The sequence below is a fragment of the Acidiferrobacter sp. genome (genome assembly GCF_054609335.1).
This window is the reverse complement of the sequence record NZ_JBTRWP010000049.1, coordinates 1-20,013: the sequence shown is the minus strand read 5'-3', so window position 1 is coordinate 20,013 and position 20,013 is coordinate 1. Positions and strand designations below refer to the sequence as shown.

At 60.3% G+C, this 20,013-nt stretch carries 14 protein-coding genes and 2 pseudogenes; 10 read left to right on the top strand and 6 right to left on the bottom strand.

What is annotated here, in order from left to right; genetic code table 11:
* On the bottom strand, positions 1-591 hold a 591-nt coding region (locus ACYCTF_RS11675), incomplete at its 3' end, for an MBL fold metallo-hydrolase (protein WP_461284929.1).
* 204 nt (positions 592-795) lie between these two features.
* Complete coding sequence (locus ACYCTF_RS11670; protein ID WP_461282409.1) at positions 796-1,446, bottom strand: TetR/AcrR family transcriptional regulator; 651 nt, start codon at positions 1,444-1,446, stop codon at positions 796-798.
* A gap of 454 nt (positions 1,447-1,900) precedes the next feature.
* On the opposite strand from ACYCTF_RS11670, the gene ACYCTF_RS11665 reads away from it, so the two are divergent.
* The 6 genes from ACYCTF_RS11665 to ACYCTF_RS11640 all read left to right on the top strand — a co-directional run bounded on the left by ACYCTF_RS11665 (position 1,901) and on the right by ACYCTF_RS11640 (position 9,389).
* On the top strand, positions 1,901-3,703 hold the full coding sequence (locus tag ACYCTF_RS11665) for a putative bifunctional diguanylate cyclase/phosphodiesterase (RefSeq protein WP_461282408.1): 1,803 nt from the start codon (positions 1,901-1,903) through the stop codon (positions 3,701-3,703).
* A gap of 140 nt (positions 3,704-3,843) precedes the next feature.
* The gene (locus tag ACYCTF_RS11660; protein WP_461282407.1) at positions 3,844-4,338 is read left to right on the top strand and encodes an NfeD family protein; all 495 of its coding nucleotides are present in this window, start codon (positions 3,844-3,846) and stop codon (positions 4,336-4,338) included.
* A 23-nt stretch (positions 4,339-4,361) separates the two neighbouring features.
* Positions 4,362-5,306 carry an SPFH domain-containing protein gene (locus ACYCTF_RS11655; protein WP_461282406.1) on the top strand — a complete coding sequence of 315 codons (945 nt, stop codon included), beginning with the start codon at positions 4,362-4,364 and terminating at the stop codon, positions 5,304-5,306.
* An 87-nt stretch (positions 5,307-5,393) separates the two neighbouring features.
* Entirely contained in the window at positions 5,394-6,212 is an 819-nt protein-coding gene (gene lgt, locus ACYCTF_RS11650; protein WP_461284928.1) for a prolipoprotein diacylglyceryl transferase, read from the top strand.
* The gene (locus tag ACYCTF_RS11645) at positions 6,209-6,670 is read left to right on the top strand and encodes a hypothetical protein (protein WP_461282404.1); all 462 of its coding nucleotides are present in this window, start codon (positions 6,209-6,211) and stop codon (positions 6,668-6,670) included. The genes lgt and ACYCTF_RS11645 overlap by 4 nt, the downstream gene beginning before the upstream one ends.
* Positions 6,671-6,908: 238 nt before the next feature.
* Positions 6,909-9,389 carry a penicillin-binding protein 1A gene (locus ACYCTF_RS11640; RefSeq protein WP_461282414.1) on the top strand — a complete coding sequence of 827 codons (2,481 nt, stop codon included), beginning with the start codon at positions 6,909-6,911 and terminating at the stop codon, positions 9,387-9,389.
* 109 nt (positions 9,390-9,498) lie between these two features.
* On the opposite strand, the gene ACYCTF_RS11635 is transcribed toward ACYCTF_RS11640, so the two are convergent.
* The 3 genes and pseudogenes from ACYCTF_RS11635 to ACYCTF_RS11625 form a co-directional block, all read right to left on the bottom strand.
* Positions 9,499-10,599 carry an ADP-ribosylglycohydrolase family protein gene (locus ACYCTF_RS11635; RefSeq protein ID WP_461282403.1) on the bottom strand — a complete coding sequence of 367 codons (1,101 nt, stop codon included), beginning with the start codon at positions 10,597-10,599 and terminating at the stop codon, positions 9,499-9,501.
* 211 nt (positions 10,600-10,810) lie between these two features.
* Positions 10,811-10,963 (bottom strand): hypothetical protein, encoded by a 153-nt coding sequence (locus ACYCTF_RS11630; RefSeq protein WP_461282402.1) that lies wholly within the window; start codon positions 10,961-10,963, stop codon positions 10,811-10,813.
* Between the two features lie 82 nt (positions 10,964-11,045).
* Positions 11,046-11,705 (bottom strand): annotated as a pseudogene (locus ACYCTF_RS11625) (DUF2779 domain-containing protein).
* Positions 11,706-11,864: 159 nt separating this feature from the next.
* Between ACYCTF_RS11625 and ACYCTF_RS11620 the strand changes: the two are divergent.
* Both ACYCTF_RS11620 and ACYCTF_RS11615 read left to right on the top strand, forming a co-directional pair.
* Positions 11,865-12,131, top strand: a complete 267-nt coding sequence (locus tag ACYCTF_RS11620; protein WP_461282401.1) for an ATP-binding domain-containing protein — start codon at positions 11,865-11,867, stop codon at positions 12,129-12,131.
* A gap of 1,405 nt (positions 12,132-13,536) precedes the next feature.
* Positions 13,537-16,206, top strand: coding sequence for a bifunctional diguanylate cyclase/phosphodiesterase (locus tag ACYCTF_RS11615; protein ID WP_461282400.1), 2,670 nt, complete (start codon positions 13,537-13,539; stop codon positions 16,204-16,206).
* A gap of 194 nt (positions 16,207-16,400) precedes the next feature.
* Here the strand turns inward: ACYCTF_RS11615 and ACYCTF_RS11610 are convergent, their stop codons facing one another.
* A complete protein-coding gene (locus ACYCTF_RS11610) occupies positions 16,401-17,768 on the bottom strand; it encodes a diguanylate cyclase domain-containing protein (protein ID WP_461282399.1) in 1,368 nt (455 codons plus the stop codon).
* Positions 17,769-18,226: 458 nt separating this feature from the next.
* Here ACYCTF_RS11610 and ACYCTF_RS11605 point away from each other — a divergent pair.
* Positions 18,227-19,380, top strand: a pseudogene (locus ACYCTF_RS11605) (IS3 family transposase).
* Between the two features lie 201 nt (positions 19,381-19,581).
* Positions 19,582-19,887: a hypothetical protein gene (locus ACYCTF_RS11600; RefSeq protein ID WP_461282398.1), complete on the top strand. Its 306-nt coding sequence runs from the start codon at positions 19,582-19,584 to the stop codon at positions 19,885-19,887.
* The last annotated feature ends 126 nt before the right edge of the window (positions 19,888-20,013 follow it).

Sequence of the window (20,013 nt, the reverse complement as noted above, 5' to 3'; positions counted from 1 at the left end):
GTGCCCAGACGTATGCCCAGGGGTCGGAACGACGATGACGTCGCCTGCCTGTGTGATGGCGCAGGTCCGAGGGAAGGGTCCCAAGGGCGGCCCCGAGAAGTCATAGAAGCGTGGCGCGAAGCCCTGCGGCCAGCGGTGCGCGAGATAGCCGCGCAGTGCTCCCCCCACGCCTTGAGCAACCCGCCATTCCTCGGCCGATACATAAACTGCGCTGGCGCGCAGGTGGTGCAGCCCCCCGGCGTGATCGGTATGGAGATGGGTCAGCAAGACCTTCCGCACATCTGCCACGCGCAGACCAAGCCGCATAAGCGCCGGCCCCACCTCATCGTCGGCGGTGATAGCGAAGTCAGCGGACCTGCGATAGTACGGATGCCAGCGGGGGAAATATCCCGCAGTGCATGCCCGGCAAGTCTCGCCGCTGTCGACGAGGATCGGGCCCTCGGGATGGTCGATAAGCCAAGCGTGGATGGGAAGCCAGTCGCTCCAATGGGGGTCGCCCATCACCCGCCACGGCCCGCCAAACGCGCGGAGGAGTTGGCTGTTTTTCACGCGCACTTGGCCCGTGCTGATGGGATAGATACGAACGCTCATGACGTAATCTCCTTTTTTGTAGTGCCACGCCCGATCGGGAAATGGCCTTTGGTAAACAATTGATAACCTGACCGCCAAATTTTTTTGGCTTCCCGCGGCCACGGAACGTAGGCACATCAAGCCCACCGCTCGCCCCTACGCGCAAGCCACACCCCGGTCGTGACCGGGGCTTTGTTTTTGTTGCCCCCGGCCCCTATCGGGACGCTATTGCACTTTAGGAGGCGACTCAGTCGATCCCGCAGCCCCATGTCCTGCGACGAGCCGTTCCACAATCCGACCAAGGAAGGCGGCGTCCTCCCGTGGTGCCCCGCTGAACTCTCCGAAGTAGCGCAACTTCGCGTACTGACTAAGCGACCCCACGAGCACGGCGATCAGATAAGGGATTTCGCGCGCATCCCCGATCACGCCTTCGTCTACCCCCTGCTGGAAGAGACCCGTCAAGAGTCGCACCACGGAGTGTGGACGCAGACGCTCGGCTACCCCGGGCCACATCAGCCGCACCTGCTCGCTTACATACAGCACGGCCTCGGGCTGTGTGGCCAAGAGCCCTCCCGAAGCCTCCACCAGTGATCGCAAGTTGGCGTGGAACCCGTACTCCGGCTTTATGGCGGCCCGCAGACGCCCCGCCACGAGCCCATAGCAGCGCTCGAAGAGATAGCGCGCCAAGGCCTCCTTGCTCTCAAAGAACTTATAAAGGACCGTACTGCTATAAGCGCTCGCCGCGGCGATGTCCCGTAAGCTGGCCGCACAGAGGCCATCACGCACAAAGAGCGTGAGCGCTACGCGCACGATCTCACGCTTGGACGGCGCGTCACCGGGATGCACGAGGAAATCGATATCTTGAATATCCGCCACGGCCTTTATGGTTATCGATCGATAACCCTCCTGTCAAGCCTCCCTCAGCCAAGCGTGGGACGACTCAGGCCACTGAACCCGCGACGACAGGGCTAGCCATAAGAGCCTCGACAGTGCATCCTGGATACGGGTGGCCAAAGTAAGGGCTTGCCACCCCCCTGCACCTCTACAAAAAATGAGGGCGCAGGCGCAAATCGCCCCGACTGCCATGAACTGGATACGTCAACGCCATCTCTCGCGCGGCCGGAAGGCGCGAGCGCGGGTGTCTTGGCCTGCACTTGCGGGGAGTAGCGTGGCCGACGATAGGCTGGGGATGGCGAGAAAGCGGTATCACAAAGGCGCGCGTTGAGACGCCGGCACAATCATAAAAAACGACGCCCCAAGAGACATTGGGGGTAGGGAAGACCGGAATCGGGTGAAACGCCCACCCGGAACAGGCGAAGGGGCGAGTGCCGTGAATCAAGGCGACACTGGGTCTACTGAAATAGAATTCTTGCATCGCCTGGCGCGCGAGCTCGATGTCAGCCGATTCTTTCGTGTCGCGGCCGAAGGATTGGCGGACCGGCTGGGCGCGGATGGCGCAGCGCTCATGGTGCGGGAAGAACAGGGCAGGCTGCGCTACCGATTTTTTCATGGCGTGCCCACACTGCATAAGTCGCTTGGCGGCTACTCCTTTCATGACAGCTTAGGCGCCGCAGGCGCGGCGCTAGGCACGCGTCAACCGATCTTTGTAGCCGACTATGCGGGCAGCGCCTACGCCCTGCCCGAATTCGTCCAGGCAGGCTTGAAGGCGAGCCTCTGCATCCCCGTCATAGCCCAGGACGAGGTACTGGGGGTCCTCGCCATATCCTGGTTCCACGCCCCGCAACGACCACCCGCCGAAACCGATCTCGCTTTCATAAACATCGTCTCGGACTTCGTCGCCAGCGCCCTGCACCGCTACCGGACGGAGCAACGACTGCTCGATCTCGCCACCCACGATCCCCTCACGGGGGCCGCCAACCGCACCCTCTTCTTCGACCAGATTAATCATGCCATGGGCATGGCCATAAGGCGCGAGCGGCTTATGGGCCTCATCACTTTCGATATCGACAACTTCAAGATCATCAACGATAAACTGGGCCACCTTATGGGTGACGCCCTGCTCGTCGAGGTCAAGAATCGGGTGCTGGATCTAATCCGCACAGGTGACACCCTCTCGCGACTCGGCGGCGACGAGTTCGCCCTCATCCTGGAAGACGTCCGCTGCTACACCGACGTCGAGACCGTCATCCGGCGCATACGCCAGACCCTCCGAATCCGCTGGGGCTCCGCTGCCCTGCAAATCACAGTCGGCATCAGCCTCGGCTACACCGTGTACCCGGTCGACGACAGCGATGACCAATCGCTCCTGCACCACGCCGATACCGCCATGTACGAGGCCAAGCGTGGCGGCGGCAACAAGGGGCTGCTTTTCACGCGTGCCATGGCGCGTGCCGCGGCCAACGAGAGCGATCTCATCGTCGAATTCGGCAAGGCCCTGGAACAAAAGGAGATGGTCCTCTACTTCCAACCCATAGTCGCAATCGCGACTGGGGACATGGTCTCCGCCGAGGCCCTGATCCGCTGGCGCCACCCGACACGCGGCCTGCTCGCGCCGCCGCAGTTCATGGCCGCCCTCGAACACGGCTATAACAGTCTAAAACTCGATGCCTGGGTCCTAAGCGAAGCCTTGAAGATACTGGCACGCTGGCAGAGCAAGGGGATATTCAAGAAGCTGCAGATCAATCTCTCGGCATCGTCGGTCGACAATCACCAATTCTGCGAGACGCTAGAACGTATGCTGGCCGCCTCCCCCTCGCCGATCGACCCAAGCTACCTCGGCATCGAGCTTGTTGAGTGGAGCGCCATCCAGGACATTGAATCGGCGCGCGCCCTGATCATGGGCTGTCGCGCGCTCGGCATCTCCGTTGCGCTCGACGACTTCGGGACCGGCTACGCTTCGCTCCAGCACCTGCGATCGCTTCCCGTCGACAGCATCAAAATCGACCGCACCTTCATAGCGGGCCTTGGCACGGACCCCGCCGACCGTGTCCTCGTACAGAGCATGGTCAACGCAGCCGAGGCCTTTGGCATCGATACGGTGGCCGAGGGTATAGAGACCACCGAACAAAAGCACATCCTCCTCGCTATGGGCTGCGCCTGGGGGCAGGGCTACCTTTTCGCGCGGCCCATGCCCGAAGAAGACCTATGGCCGGACACCCCCAAGCCCCCCTAAGGGCGCTTCCGCCTCCCACCGTTGGGCGATCCCGCGAGGAGATAGCGAGAACTCGGGCAGAACTTGATCGCGATCATAGCCACCGTGATTTCCCCGGATCGCGCCCTTGGCCCCCAAACATCATACTGGCGCCGATCGCCATGAGCGCCTACGCTAATGGCAGCAACTCGGAGGACAGCGTGAAGACGGGCATCGCATTGGCGGTCTTGGCAGCGATGGCCTTAGCCATCGAGCTCTCGTCCATGACCTTTTATCTGATCGCCGTGGCGCTGGCCCTGGCGGCGGGCAGTGCAGTGGCGCTCGCCGGAGCGAACCCCTCGTGGGCACTCGCTACGGTCGGCCTCGGCGCGGCCGCGGGGCTGCCGGCGGCCCATGCCGTGCGCAAACGCCTGTCGCGACCGACGCGCGACTCCAAGGGACTGAACGACCCCGATGCCGGACACCTCGTGCGGGTGGAATCCGTTGCGCCCGAGGGTCTACGGGTCAGCTACCGCAACAGTACCTGGACTGCGCGCCTCGCCGAGGGTTATCGCGATGCGACCGTCTCCCCCGGCGATCTTCTGACTATCGTCCACCGCGACGGCAATGATCTCCTGCTGGCGCCACCTAAGGCGCGGGCCTCGATACGACAATAACAAAGCAACTTTAAGGGGGGGTTATGGGAGCAGGCATCGTCATTCTGGTGATTCTAGCGCTCATCGCACTATTCATCGTAGTCAAAGGTATACGGGTCGTCCCCCAGCAGCGCGCCTTCGTGCTCGAGCGGCTCGGTCGTTTCCATGACATTTTGCAACCCGGACTCAATATCATTTTCCCTCTGATCGACCGAGTCGCGTATCGGTTCGATCTGCGCGAGACGCCGATCGATGTCCAAAAGCAGGTCTGTATCACCAAGGACAACACCCAGATCGCGATCGACGGGGTCTTGTATCTGCAGATTACGGACCCCAAAGCCGCGGCCTACGGGACTACCAACCCGACCACGGCCATGATCCAGCTCGCACAAACGATCCTGCGCGCCGATGTCGGCAAGCGCGCCTTGGACGAAGTCCTGTCGCAGCGCGCCGAACTGAATGCGACCGTGGTCCAGGAACTCGACCGCGCTGCGGTGACCTGGGGTCTCAAGGTCTTACGCTACGAGATCCGCGACATCACGCCGCCTACAGACGTGGTGCGCGCCATGGAGCTCCAGATCACCGCCGAACGCGAGAAGCGCGCCACCATCGCCACGTCCGAGGGCGCCAAGCAGCAGGCCATCAACGTCTCGGAGGGGGAGAGGCAGCAGGCCATCAACCGCGCCGAGGGTGCGCGACAGGCCCAGGTCCTGCGCGCCCAGGGTGAGGCGCAGGCGATCCTGCTCGTGGCCAAGGCGACTGCCGAGTCCCTCAAGCTCGTGGGCGATAGCCTGAAAGACGAGAGCGCGCGTCAAGCGATGGCTATGCGCGTGGCCGAGTCTTTCATAAGCCAATGGGGCGCGATCGCCAAGGAGTCGAACGTCATGATCGTGCCCGCCGACATGGGCGATCTGTCGAAGATGGTGGGCACGGCGTTTCGCATCACAGAAGGCCTGAAGACCACGCCCGACCCGCGCGGCGGGGGCTAACACCGCAGACCTGCTCGATCTGGGCCCGATCGTCCTTGACACGTAACCCGGCTTTCGCCATCCTCGGGCGATCGTGAATGGAAGCACATGCTCGCCTACCCCCACATCAACCCCGTCGGATTTCACATAGGCCCAATACCGATTCACTGGTATGGCCTCCTGGAAATCATAAGCTTCGTCATCGGGACGATCTGGCTGATCCGGCGCGGGCGCCGTACCGAGCGGCAGTGGACCAAGGAGCAGGTCCTTGATCTCGAATACTATCTTTCGGTGGGGGCCATTGCCGGGGGACGCCTAGGCTACATCCTCTGGTATGACCTGCCCTACTACCTCGGCCATCCCATCGATATTCTGAAGGTCTGGGAAGGAGGCATGTCCTTCCACGGCGGTCTCATAGGAGTCATCCTCGGCTGCTGGGTCTATGCCCGCAAACACAAGCGATCGACCATGGCGGTGCTCGACTTCGTCGCTCCGGCGGCGCCCATTGGGCTCGGCCTCGGGCGGCTTGCGAACTTCATCAACGACCAGCTGTTCGGGCGCGTGAGTCACCTCCCGTGGGCGGTGGTCTTTCCCGCAGGCGGCCCCGAGCCCCGCCAGCCCTCGCAGATCTACGAGTTTCTCCTGGAGGGGGTAGTGCTGCTCCTCATCCTCGCCATCTACGGCCATAAGCGCCGGCCAACCGGCGCGGTCGGCGCCCTCTTCGTCCTCTTCTACGGGATCTTTCGCTTCCTAGTCGAATACACGCGCCAACCCGACATTCAGCTTGGCTTCGTGCTCGGACGGCTCGATATGGGCCAGGTCCTGTCGGCCCCTATGATCCCGATCGGGATTGCGCTGCTCTACTGGGCCTACCGCGGCGGCTTCGAGACGCGAAACCGCGACGGCGCAGCGGGTGCGCCCCCATGAACGCGCAGCCCGGAGGGCCCAGTGCACGCCTGAGCGCAGACGGCGGGGCAGAGAGTCCCGCCACGCGCCGCTTCGCGCGCGTCGTGATTGGGTGCGCCACCCTCTACGGCCTCATCGCCGCACTCCTCAGTTTCCACATCGTAGTCGAGCAACAGGCCGTGCGCCGGCACTTGGACACCGCGCTGCGCGTACGGCCCATCGGACCCTTTGCGTCGATGCGCGCATCGCGTGCGGCCGCCCAAGCCTTCGTGGCGCGCCTCGACACCGCCTTTCAACACAACCCCTGCGGGCCGGGACCCGCCTTCATGCTCGCGAAGCCCCCCGCGATCCCGCGCCGCGACTGTCTCGTGGTCATAGTACCCGGCCGTCATCGCCTCCATGTGCGCGCCTATGACACCCAAGGCCACCGCATGGACAATCTCTTCGAGCGCCTCAATCCGCCCCCGCGCCGCCTGTAGGCGACGATTCGGCAGCACCGCCGTAAGACGGACGCCCAGGACCTCTTTCGCCGCTGACAGGACCGACCGCGGTTCCCATACGCTGCGCCTCGTGTCGGCCGACCTTTGCGTCCCGCCAGCCTCTCGTCATATCCTAACGCCCATGATGATCTCGACCCCCATCGACCCGCTGCTGGCCACCCGCGCCGCGCAGGGCCCGGGCCGCCATTAATCGGCCCCAGAGCCCTATCCCGTGTCGATGCCCCCACCCTCGTCGTTGTCCAGGCCACCGTCCCGCCCGGGACGGCGCTTCTGGGTGCTACTTGCACTCGCCATCGTGGCGGGAAACGGTCTGCTCGCGATCGGCGCCTGGACGTGGTGGACCTGGGATCATCTCCCTCGCGTGCGCGCCCTCGAGGACTGGCACCCCGAGCAGCCGCTGCGCATCTATGCGGCCAACGGCGAACTACTTGAGGCCATAGGCCCGCAGATCCGTTTCGCGCTGCCGCTCCAGAAGATTCCGAAGGACCTCCAAGAGGCCTTCATCGCCGCTGAAAACGGCGAGTTTTACAGTCATAACCCCCTGTATTATCCGGTGAGCTACCCGGGCATCCTGCGCGCCGCCTTCGTCGACATCCTGCACATGGCACCCGTACAGGGGGCAAGCACCATCACCGAGCAGGTCGCGCGGAATTTCTATCTCTCACCCAAAAAAACGATCGCGCGCAAGGTGGCGGAGATCCTGCTCGCCTACAAGCTCGCCGATCGGCTCACGCGCGCGCAGATCCTCGACCTCTATCTGAACAAGATCTATCTCGGACAGGGCGCCTATGGGGTCGAGGCCGCGGCCCGCACCTACTATGGCAAGGACGTCTCGCAACTTACGCTCTCGCAAAAAGCGACCTTGGCCGGGCTCCCCGCCGCACCCTCGTACTTCAACCCGGTGAAGAACCCGCAGCTTGCGCGCAAGCGCCGTGATTACGTCCTGCACCAGATGTACGCCGACCATGACATCAGCCACCGCGCCATGATCGAGGCCGAGGCACAATCCGTGGGCACGCGCTACCACGCGCCCACGGATAATGTCGCGCCCTATGCCACCGAGTGGATCCGCAAATGGCTCGTCAAGCGCTTCGGGGCGAATTTCACGTATCGCCGAGGCTTGCGCGTCTACACCACGATCTCCCGCAAGGATCAGCGTGCCGCAGACCGGAGTCTTGCCGTGGGGCTCGAGAACTACGCCATGGGCTTGGACAGCCTCGACCCGAAGAACTGGGCGGGGCCCGTGGCCCACTTGCAGGGCAAGGCGCTCGCATCGGCGCTGGCCGGCGACCGTCCGTCCGCGCTCCCCGATCGCGACCCGGCCAATCTGCGCTGGGGCGTGGTACTGGCAAGCGACGCCAAAGAGGCGCGTGTGCGCCTCGAGGGGCAGCGGACCGTGATCCTCGATGGACAGGACATCGCCTGGGTGCGGCTTGCGCCACAAGGCGCGCAGGCCTCCGCGGTCGATCAGGTCCTGAAACCAGGCGACCTCATATGGCTGCGCCATTATGTCGCGGACACGGGCGCAGGCCACGGCAACCATCAATGGGCAGGAACCGCCGTTTGGCGGCGTGTCCCGAATGCCGGCTGGCAGCTTACGGTGGTGCCCAAGGCCCAAGGGGCGCTCGTCTCCCTCGACACCAAAACCGGGGCGATCCTAGCCTTGAACGGCGGCTACAGCTATGAGCTGAGTCACTTCGATCGCGCGCTCTATGCCTATCGGCAGCCGGGTTCGGGCTTCAAGCCCTTCGTTTACGCCGCCGCCATGGACGGCCCGGCCTTGAAGGCCGCTGGCATCCATCATTACCTCACACCCGTCTCGCTCATCAAGGACACGCCGCTGTCCGTGCACCTTGCCGACGGCACCGACTACCGTCCGACCAATTACAGTAATACCTTTTCGCGCACGCCGATCGCCGTATGGCGAGACCTTGCCGATTCCCATAACGTCCCGAGCGTGCGTCTGCTGCTGCACATCGGCATCCCCTTTGCCGCATCCTACGTCCACCGCTTCGGTTTCCCGGCCCAGCAGATCCCACAGGTCCCCTCCATGGTGCTGGGCTCCGGTGATTACACGCCCATGCAGATCGCGCGCGGCTACGCCGTGTTTGCAAACGGCGGCAACCTCCCCCGACCCTACCTCATCTCGCGCATCCAGACAGCCAGCGGCCAGCATATCCCGCTGCGCGACTGCGCGCTCGGCTACAAAGTCCAACCCGACACCCAGACCGCCATCCCGCCCGGGGTCGCCTTCCTCATGACACGCATGATGGAAAGCGTCATACGCCAAGGCACCGGGGTCGCGGCCCAGATACTTCATCGCCGGGCGCTCGCCGGCAAGACCGGCACCACCAACGACGAGAGCAATGCCTGGTTTACAGGCTACAACCCGCAGGTGGTGACGACCGTGTGGGTGGGCTATGACGACAATCACAGCCTCGGGCATTGGGCGGCCGGTGCCCGCGAGGCCCTGCCGGTCTGGATCCATTTCATGAAGACCGCCCTGCAAGGCCAGCGGGGGCTGCGCTTTGCCATACCGCCTACGGTCGTGCGCCGGCACTATGACCCTAAGACGGGCGGCCTCGCCTACTCAGGCCGTCACAAGACCTACTTCCTCAAAGGCTATCTGCCGGAAAACGGCGGCTCAGGTCTCGGGGTCATAAAGAACTTCCTCCATAGGCTTGCGAACTTCCTATAGCGCGGCAGCCCCCGGCCATAGTCCTCTGCTTTACGACACAACCCAAGACGCACAACATCGTCTTCGCCACGAGGCCTCAGGATCGCGCACCGTCGACAGGACTGAGGCCTCAATAGCCAGGATACTTTTCCCACACCCGCTTCTGCAGGGCCCGGTTGGGTCTGGCTCCCCCATCGTCGGTCTCGGCGATATCCCAATCCAGGAAGGTCGCCAAATCCACGGCAAGTTCGGTGATGACCTCGCGCAGCTCCAAGGGCTCCAGAAAGGATGTCGGAATGGCATCGACCCCCCACAAGGCCCCCAGGATGTTGCCAGTGATCGAGCCCGTCGAATCGGAGTCGCCACCATGATTCACCGCGCGTATCACGCCGTCAGCAAAGTCGCGTGCCGTAAGCGCGCAATAGACCGCGATCGCTAAGGCCTCCTCGGCGATCCAGCCCCCACCGATATGGGCGATGGCCGTCGCGGGATCCTGCGGAAGCTTTGCGGCCATGGACTCAGCTTGCGCCAATGCCTCCTCGGTCTCCCTCCCGTCTACTTCATCCGCGAGACACGCGTGGACCACGGGCAAAGCATCTACCAGACCGCGCCCCTGGACGATCTCGGCGATCAAGACCGCGAACGCCCCCGCCGCTATGGAGCCGGTCGGGTGACCGTGGGTGAGCGCGGCAAGCGACTTGCCGAGTGTCATGGTCTCGTGCGGCGCGCCCCGACCCCGCCCGAACACCAGCCCGACAGGCGCCATGCGCATCACGCCCCCGCAGCCCTTGCTGTTATTGCGAGCCGGATCCCCCCTCACCGTCATCGCCCGAAGCGCGCCAAGACACGTATTCCCCGGCCCCCGGCGGTGATGGAGATCCGCATGAGAATACAACCACCCCAGGCCCTCCTCGTCCTCTTCGAACCCCGGCCGCGGCTTGCTCTGGGTTCTGAGCCAGCGGGCATAGGCCGCGGCCACCATGCCCTCGGTGCTTGCAATGCCCCGGGTAAGTAAGCGGACATGGCGACGTATCAGGCCCTCGGCGGTAAAGAGTGTCATCTGGGTATCATCCGTGATGGCCCCCAGACGCCCGTAGGCCGGCGCATAAGAGGTGATCCCGGCCGGTCCAAACCGTTCGAGGATTTCCGCATAGTCCAGGAACTCCACCGGCGCACCCAAGGCGTCACCGACCGCCCCTCCTAAAAGACAGCCCACGAAACGATCACGCATGACCACACCCCTCATCCTCACACCCCCACCATCCCCTCACCAATAGACGCGCGACAAGTCCGCTTATCGCGCCCTACTCCTATCAAGCCATCATAGCCCTCGCACCCCACGCCGCCCACGCTCAACACGTCCTGCCGTCTTCTCCCTTTAGATCGTTATCCTTCGACGGCAGCCCCGATACACCGGCCTATGGCGCTTTCCTACCCCGCCCTTACGCCCCCCATCGCCTCCGGACACCCTTGCGCATCCGCGAGCCCTCGGTACCCCCGACTCCGTCCACCAGAAACTCACCCATGCGCAACTCCCCAAACCCTTGCCGACAGCTCTCGGCCACCCGCATCGTCATGCGCATCGTGGTCCTCAAACCAAACGCCTCCTGCCTTAAGGCGCCCCGCCCCGAACGTAGACCCACAAATAGCAACGGTTACGTCCTCATCGATTCCAATCTAACACCGAACTAGAAAGGCCGCGGGTCGCACGAGCGCCTCCGTGTCCCGCCCACAATACCGTCGCAGGGCCTGATCGTGGGCGTTTTTGCGTGCCGGAAGTGTCGCGCCGTTGATCGCCTCCCGGTAGGCCTCCTGGGCGGCCCCACCGTCCTGGACCTCAGAGAGATCGGCATAACTGAGGTCCGGGGCGATCGTCGGAAGCACGGCCTTGATGGACCACGAACCCTTCATGGCTGGGTGGTAATAATGCTCGCGTGTCAAAGGCAGGAGATCAACCATGCAGTCGACGAGCGCCAAGAGGGGCGACGCCAAGTCCGAGTAGCGGGCGGCGAGCCTGCGCAGAACCCCGCCCTCGAAAGCCTGGTTGTATACGAAAATCGTACCCTGGGAGCGCAGGGTGGCGATCAGTGTTTCGGCAAAAGCGCGTGTCGGGTCCTTGCCGGATAGGTCCAGAAAATCGTGGTGCATCAAAGAACCATCGGCCTTCTCTTGATGGCGGGACCACTGGAACGGTAACTACTCATAAGGGCGTGTGCCGCGCCAGATCGGGACTACGAACTGGATCGTCTCGAAATCCAGGTAGTAGCGCGGATACCGCAAGGGGGTAAGTAAGGCAGCGGCCCCGGGCCTATGGTCGGGACGACCCGTGCAGGTCACTTTGCGCACCCATTCCTGGACGGGACTCGCGAGGATACCCAGCAGAACATCGCGCGCATCTTCATAACCTGCCGCGCTCAAAGTGACATCACACCAGCCCAGATGGCCGTTTTAGGCGCCAAAGGGCTGCGGACCTCCGCCCTTCTTCAGGAGAGGGCCTTGGCGGGTGTTACACTCAAGCGCTTTATGGGGACTTTCGATGGATCCGGCAGCGCCGTCTGGACCGAGGGGGATTTTGTCGCAGACACTATCGCCCGGTTCAAGGGCCGGTCGGCCCCCGTCGTCATCCTCGCGGAGCTCGACTTCGGCACACTCGACGACCACACCCGCCGGCTCCTCTTCACGGGTATCACGCGCGCGCTGTGGCGGCTAGAGTGCGTGATGAGTGCGGCCGTCGAGAAGCTCTTGATGGACACCTTGACGTGAGGCCAGTCACCCCTCTTGCGTACCGGATGAAGACCGCGAAAAGCGCGATTTGAGGGAAGACACGCTATGACCAAGTTTGTGGGCGGCCTGTTCCCAAGAAACTGCCATCGTAAACCACTGCCGGGCAGAATGTACCGAGGACACCGTGAAATAGCAGTCGTTACCGGCCCTTTCTGACCTTTCATCACGACTCCCGGGGTTCGGGCGCGTGGTGCATAACCTGGCCTACTGAATTCTGGACAGGATCCACGGGAGCATGCCGCCGCACGTCAGGCCAGTGCCGACGCACGTCACCAAGAAGGATGTCGGCCCTGTATCTGCCAAGGCCCAGCAACCATCAGTCTGTCTTTTTCTCCAATCTGCCCGACCGGTCCATTCCCTGTGTCCGCGTAACGGGTCATGAGCAGTAAACCGCATTGCTGCCGCTGATCGCAGCTCGGTCACCCGACCAGAATGCGCCGTCCAAACTCTGAGCGGAGTCGATACACCATGGGCAAGTTGTGGCCCATAACCGCAGTCGGTCTCTGTCGACGCGACGCGACACGAGCCGCCCGGCATCCGCGCCGAACCCTTACGGGCGAATACTAGCCGCAATGATAACCAGCCGCGAGTGCCGGGACGCTTACGCTCACTTATCACGATACGAGTCCAACAGTTGCGGTCTCACCGTAGGGCGCTAGCGGCGCCGGTGCGACATGGTTGCGTGACTGCCCGTGAGGGGCGGGAATGCACTGGCACAATTATTGCTAATACTTATGGAACACGCGGCCATTGGGGAAATGGTTAAACCCAACACCCAAAGAAACAGATCGAGATATCCCCCAGCTTTATCTGCCATCTATGGGGGTGAACACCGTTATTTAGGAACATTCCCTTTCATGGCATCAAAAGGGGAGAAAAACATGAGGAACCTCCACAAACCTCTATTTCCCGCACGGACCGGACGCGTTGCCGTGCCCTTCGACAGGGCCTCCGGCATAGGCCAAACACCGCCTGTAACGCGCGGGGCTTTTGATCGCCCACAGGATCGGGTTTTTTGGGTACCAGCCCTGCGCAAACTGCCCCTGGCCCTAGCGGGTGCGCGCTCTCCGTGTGGGGGCGGCGCGGCGTGGGCGATGGCTACTGGAGGGACTCCAATAACAGGATTTGGTGCGACCAACGTTTGCCAGCAGGATGGTTCTAATGATATGGCGTCCGGGGCCGCCGACACAGCCATCAACAATTACAGCACGGCCACAGGGTCCCGCAACACGGCCAGCGGGTACAACGCAAGCGATCTTCTCTTCCGGTCTATACGGCATACTAAAAAAGGGCCGTCACGACGCGCAAGATTGGATGATGTTTCCCATCTTCCCGTCGGTCTCTCTCTATCCGAACCTCTTGAACACGGGCAGCGATGGTCTTCATGACAGTCCACAACTTAAGTCGCGCACAACAAGCAGAGGCCCGCATTGTCCGACTGACCAAACTCCACCAGGCGTTGAGCGCCTTGAATCAAGCCATACGCCACACCGAGAGCGAAGAGGGGCTCCTGGACTTGGTCTGCCGCATTGCCGTCGACCTGGGCGGCGTCGCCATGGCCTGGATTGGTGCCGTCGCGGGTGACGAGGGTCAGGTCCGGCCGCTTGCTCGTTATGGGTACGGCCTTGACTACCTCACGGGTATAGTGGTTTCCGTGCGCGCAGATCTTCCGGAAGGCCAAGGACCCTGTGGTGTGGCCTTTCGGGATACTCGGTCTATCACGATCAACGACTTGACAACCAGCGACATCACACAGCATTGGCGCACGAATGCCGAACGCTATGGATTTTGTTCGAGCGGTTCGTTTCCGATCCCCCGCGCCGGGAAGCCTTTTGCCGTCCTTAACGTCTATCACACGCAGCGTGATGCCTTTGATAAGGACATGATAGCTATCCTTGACGATATAGCGAATGCCGTGGCCTTTGCCCTTGAGACCATGGACCATGAGCGCCAACGGCGACAAGCGCAGAATGACCTTGCGCACAGCGAACAGCATTTTCGTGCGTACTTTGATCGCGCGATGATCGGCATGGTCGCCACTAGCCCTACTAAGAACTGGATAGAAGTCAATGATGCGTTTTGTGCGATGCTCGGTTATTCACGCGCGGAACTCCTGCAGCGCACCTGGGTCGACATAACGCACCCTGACGATATGCCTCATAGCGCGTCGATCTGGGACAAGCTTCAGTCCGGGGAGTGGAACGAAACTACCTTTGATAAAACCTATATCCATAATGCTGGCCACCCCGTCTATGCGCATGTCGCGGTTCGCGCCGTACGCCACGCCGACCAAAGCCTCGATTACATTGTTCTGCTCGTGGAAGACATCACGTCCCGCAAACATCATGAGGATAAGCTCAACCGCCTTGCCCATATTCTCGATGAATCTGCTAACGAAATTTACATGTTCGATGCCGATACGCTGCGTTTTCTCTACGCAAACGCCGGTGCGCGGGGGAATCTAGGCTACTCGTTCGAGGAATTGCAACATCTGACGCCCCTTGACATTAAACCTCGTCTCCTGCCCGAATATTTTACAGAACTTATTGCCCCCTTAAGGCGAGGTGACACCGAATTTATCACGCTGGAGAGTGAACATAGACGCAGCGACGGTAGCTTATATCCGATCGAGGCGCGACTACACCTCTCTGCTCATGGGGGTAACCCGGTCTTTGTGGCGATTATTCAGGATACTACGGAGCGCAAACAATTCGAGGCCCAACTGCGTCACCAAGCCACGCATGATGCCCTGACGGGACTTCCCAATCGCGCCTTGTCCCATGAGGTTCTGAGTCGCGGCATGGTCCATGCGGCGCGCAACGAAACATTGATCGCCATCCTCTTTCTGGACCTTGATGCATTTAAGAATATCAATGATTCCCTAGGTCACGAATGCGGCGATCTTTTGCTCCAAGAGATGGCTAAGCGGCTAACAACAACACTCCGTCAAGAGGATTGGATCGTCCGCAACGAGGGTCTCGTGGCGCGGCAAGGCGGGGATGAATTTATGGTTCTCATTCAGAATATTACTTCCGTACATGTCATTACACACATTGCTGAGCGCCTCCTGGCGACCGTAGCTGAGCCGTTCTTCGCTAATGGCCACGAAATGTATGTGACGGCAAGCATCGGTATCACCATCTACCCTTTCGACGATCTTGACCGCGAAGGTCTCCTGAGAAACGCCGATGTGGCTATGTACAAGGCCAAACACGCGGGTAAAAATACCTTCGAATTTTACGCCGCCAGCATGAGCGCCCAAATTACCGAGCACCGTGCCATTGAAAATGGGTTGCACCACGCCCTCAAAAACGGGGAATTTGTGCTCCATTATCAACCACAAGTCGACCTTCGTAGAGGCCGCCTCGTGGGAGTCGAGGCGCTCATCCGCTGGCAACACCCGCAGAGGGGGCTCGTTGCACCCGATCGTTTTATTTCTATCGCCGAAGAAAGCGGCTTGATTGTGCCGATTGGCGAATGGGTTTTACGCACCGCGTGCGCGCAGAGCCGTGCTTGGCAAGACCAAGGGTTCCCAGTCGTGCGCGTGGCCGTAAACCTCTCTGGCCGTCAATTCCGGGAACGGGACCTGCCTGCCATGGTGGCTAGAGCCTTAAAGGACACCGGTCTTGAGGCGACCCCGGAATACCTGGAACTCGAGGTCACGGAGAGCATGCTGATGGATGATATGGAAAAGACCATTGTGACGCTCAAGACCCTGCACAAAATGGGTCTACGTCTTGCTATTGACGATTTTGGTACGGGCTATTCAAGCTTGAGCTATCTGAAGCGTTTCCCCATCAACACCTTGAAGATCGATCAGTCTTTTGTCCGCGACATCACTCACGATAGCGATGATGCCGCCCTTGCCGCCGTTATTATCACGCTCGGGCACAGTTTGGGCCTCACCGTCATGGCCGAAGGCGTCGAAACGAAGGAGCAATTGGCTTTTCTGCGCAATGCCCAATGTGACGAGATGCAGGGCTACTATTATAGTCGACCATTGTCTGCAGAAGCGATGACGCATTGGCTTAAGACTAGCCACCATTTAGCATAAAGATTGATCGCGATCGATTGAAAAAAGGCTTGCGCGACCAGACACCGGAATCCTCTGGGCATCGGGGCAAGCAAAGGCTTCGGCCCTCTATCGCCATTCGACTAATTCGCCCGGCAAAGCAGCGCGCCTTTAGGAACAAAGCCAGACCGTGCACCCATTACCAACGGCAGGCACAAATTCCCACACCTTGTTCACTAGGACCCTTCCGTAGGTTTCAGCCTTACCCGATTTCCTCCATCCTTTTTAGCCTCATACATAGCCTCATCAGCGTAATGAATCAAATGCTGAGGGTCCCGGCCATGATCGGGGTACATGGCCATACCAATACTCGATGACACAGAGAACCGATGCCCCATCAATTCAAAGGGCTCATTTAAAGCTTCCCGAATCTTCTCCGCAACGAGTAGGCCGTTCTCTGGCAACGGGGTGTCATACAACAAGACCAAGAATTCATCCCCGCCGACGCGACTGACCGTATCCGATCTCCGAACACACAACTTAAGGCGAGCTGCCACTTCTTGAAGCAGGCTATCGCCCACGACATGCCCCAAGGTGTCATTAACCTGCTTAAACCGGTCCACATCTAAGAAAAGCAAAGAAAGACGTACCTTATTGCGCTCAGCCAACTCCAAAGCCACATGCAGCCGATCCCACAATAAATCACGATTAGGTAGGCGCGTAAGAGGATCGTGTCCAGCTACCCTTTGCAGCCGCAACTCCGCTTGCTTGCGCTCAAGAGTCAAGGCGATCTCGGCAGCAATCCATTCGAGAAGCCAAACGCCATCCTCATCGCGCGGAATATCGAGGCCTTGTACCTCCCCAACGAGCACCCCTATTAACCCCCGTCTCGCTCTCAACGGAAGTCCGATCCACTTTACCGCACCCTCCCTTGCGCCGGCGAGAATCGTCCCTAACTGAGGCGCAGATCCCCCGGTCAAATAAAATGATGGTTGGCCTGCATGGACTACAGCCCTATAGAGGGCCGCCGTCGCGGACTCAACCGGAACCTGCTCCCCTTTTTCGGGATGGGCATCCCAAGGACCAGCCAAACCAAGATGATCTTCTGGGCACAGCAGAATCGAAAACACGACACCGGCCCACAACTTTCCAACAAGGCCATAAATTTTCTCAAGAAGACCGTGCATATCTGCAGCAGAATGCCCCGCCTCCCAGAGAGCATTAAGAGCGGCTTGCGTAATTTCAATGCGTTTACGTTGACTGACATCGCGTCCCACAGCGATACGCAACTTATGAGTAGCCGACCATTGCGCGGACCACATCATATGAACGATGGCGCCGTCTTTGCGGACATAGCGGTTCTCAAAGTGGGTCTGGACCAAACCACCAAGAATATCGTCGACTACCTTAAGCGTCCTTTCCCGGTCTCCTGGAAACACGAAATCAATCATAGGTCGGCCAATCATTTCACTCGCGGCATAGCCGAAGATCCGCTTTCCAGCAGCACTCACAGCTTGAAATTTCCCACCACGATCAACTAAGCAAACGACATCAACCAGCAAATCCAAAACAGCATCTAAAGGGGTGTCGGTATAAAGTGACATAAGAGCGGAACCATGGTCGCTGTGTAACCAAATAGGACTGTAAGGTGATGTCCTTCCCGAAGTCTAGGCGTTTACCAAAACAGGCAATGCCCTCGCTATTGCACCCCTTCATTCTACCGTAATCGCTCCTGCAACCGCACCCTGCCGAAGCCGACGGGCCAGCCCTCCTCTTGGATACGGCATGTCGCTCCTCATTTTTTCCTAGGAGAGCGGCTTCTTAGCACACCGGCAACTACTGGGCTATTGGCGGGTATGCCCACGGCACAGCGGTGCGTCAGGGCACAAGCCGCGGCCGCTAAGGGTTACCGAGATCGCCCAAGCTACCGTTGCGCATCAAGGTTTAATGGCGCACTGATTGTTCGTGCCTTCGTAACGCCAAAGAAGTGGACCCCAATTTTTGGACACTGGATTAGGCGGATATCCGCCTCCTAAAGTAGCGAGATAGGAGCGGAAACACGATGAGCAAAATACGTCGTATCCACGCCCCACGATTCAAAGCCAAGGTGGCTTTAGAGGCTTTACAGGAGAAGAAACGATAGGCCAACCGGCCTACAATGTCCACGAGATCGTTGCCAAACATCAGGTCCATCCCAATCAGGTAATCCAATGGCGTAGGCAGCTGATCGACCAGGCCGCGACCCTCTTTAGCAAAGGCGCCGCGTGTGCCGAGCTCGCCGGGGACCGCAAGACCTTGCTCGCCAAGATCGGACAGCTCATGGTCGAAAAAGATTTTTCGGCACGAGTGCTCGGAAAATGACCCATACCGAGCGGTTCCAATGGGGCGGACCCTATCATCCTGAGCTGCCCGTGACCCGCCACAGTGCGAACTGCTCGCGGTGGCGCGCTTCACGGTCTACTACCCTCACAGACCCACGGTCTTGGACAACGATCTGCGCCTGATGCGCCGTCTCGATAAAATCCACCTTCAGTACCCCTTCCTGGGCTCCCGGCGATTACGGGATGCCCTGGAACAGGAGGGCTGGTTCGTAAACCGCAAGCGCATCCAGCGGCTGATGCGCATAATGGGTCTCGAGGCCCTCTACCCGAAGCGCAAGACAAGTCTTCGCGGGAAGGGTCATCGCATTTTCTCCGCTCTTTTACGGGGTTTGGCAATCGAACGAGCTAACCCCGTCTGGTGTACGACGTGACCTACATCCCGATGCGCCAAGGTTTTTGTTACTTGGTCGCCATTATGGATTGGGCAAGCCGCACGGTCCTTGCCTTTCGGCTCTCGCCCACCATGAAGGCGGACTTCTGTGTCGAGGCTCTGGAAGAGGCCATAACGCGCTATGGGGCGCCCGAGATCTTCAATACGGACCAAGGGGCACAGTGCACGAACGATGCGTTCCTCGGCGTCCTGGAACGCCACAAGGTCGCCATCAGCATGGATGGTAAGGGGCGCTTGCGGGACAACGTGTTCGTTGAACGCCCCTGGCAAGGCGTCAAATACGAGGAGGTGTATCTCAAGGCCTATGAATCGATTCGCGATGCGCTGGCGTCTCTTGCGAAATACTTCGATTTCTCCAATAATGCTCGTCGTCATCAAGGGTTGATGGACCGACAGACACCGTGGCAAGCTTATGCTGAGGTGTCTCTAGGACAGGCCACTTGATCAACCCGGCGGATAATCCACTTAAAGATCCGGAGATTTTGTCCAAGGGTTGGGGTCCACCTCACTCCTCGGAACAGGATTCGCTGCAGGTGTCCTCGGACGCCACAGCGAAGCTCAAGACCTATTGTAAGGATACCAGCCATGCGGCCGGCAATGTTGACCGCTGGCCGAAAAGCTTAAGTAGGTTTACCGGACCTGGACATGCTTGTCGATGATCGTATCGCAGCCGAGATGAAACCTTTTCTTCTCGGCTTGATCGCGGAGCGGCGAACGAAGAAGACAGTAAAGAAATACGCGGATTATCTCTGGATCCTCGGGGGCGAGATCATCCGCCGGACCCACTTCGAGGAGCGCGACCGGCGACTATCCGGTCGCGCCCTTACTCTCAAATACATTCACGCGCAGGGCGGCCCGCTGTGGAACGATGCGCGCTATGTGCGCGAGCATGAGGCCTACGATGCCGCGTGTGCCCGCCTCTACCGGTTCCTGACGGGCTCCGAGCCCTGAATTACACCCACTAATTCCACTGAAGAGCCACCAAACTCAAGGACTTTACGGGAAACTTTTCTGTAACTTATTGATTTTATGGTGCCGGTGAGACGAATCGAACGCCCGACCTACTGATTACGAATC

What these genes read in the sequence shown, in the direction of transcription:
- ACYCTF_RS11660 (WP_461282407.1), top strand. Translation starts at nt 3,844, where the DNA reads ATGAGCGCCTACGCTAATGGCAGCAACTCGGAGGACAGCGTGAAGACG.
- ACYCTF_RS11655 (WP_461282406.1), top strand. Translation starts at nt 4,362, where the DNA reads ATGGGAGCAGGCATCGTCATTCTGGTGATTCTAGCGCTCATCGCACTA.
- lgt (WP_461284928.1), top strand. Translation starts at nt 5,394, where the DNA reads ATGCTCGCCTACCCCCACATCAACCCCGTCGGATTTCACATAGGCCCA.
- ACYCTF_RS11645 (WP_461282404.1), top strand. Translation starts at nt 6,209, where the DNA reads ATGAACGCGCAGCCCGGAGGGCCCAGTGCACGCCTGAGCGCAGACGGC.
- ACYCTF_RS11640 (WP_461282414.1), top strand. Translation starts at nt 6,909, where the DNA reads ATGCCCCCACCCTCGTCGTTGTCCAGGCCACCGTCCCGCCCGGGACGG.
- ACYCTF_RS11635 (WP_461282403.1), bottom strand. Translation starts at nt 10,599, where the DNA reads ATGCGTGATCGTTTCGTGGGCTGTCTTTTAGGAGGGGCGGTCGGTGAC.
- ACYCTF_RS11615 (WP_461282400.1), top strand. Translation starts at nt 13,537, where the DNA reads ATGACAGTCCACAACTTAAGTCGCGCACAACAAGCAGAGGCCCGCATT.
- ACYCTF_RS11610 (WP_461282399.1), bottom strand. Translation starts at nt 17,768, where the DNA reads ATGTCACTTTATACCGACACCCCTTTAGATGCTGTTTTGGATTTGCTG.
- ACYCTF_RS11600 (WP_461282398.1), top strand. Translation starts at nt 19,582, where the DNA reads ATGCTTGTCGATGATCGTATCGCAGCCGAGATGAAACCTTTTCTTCTC.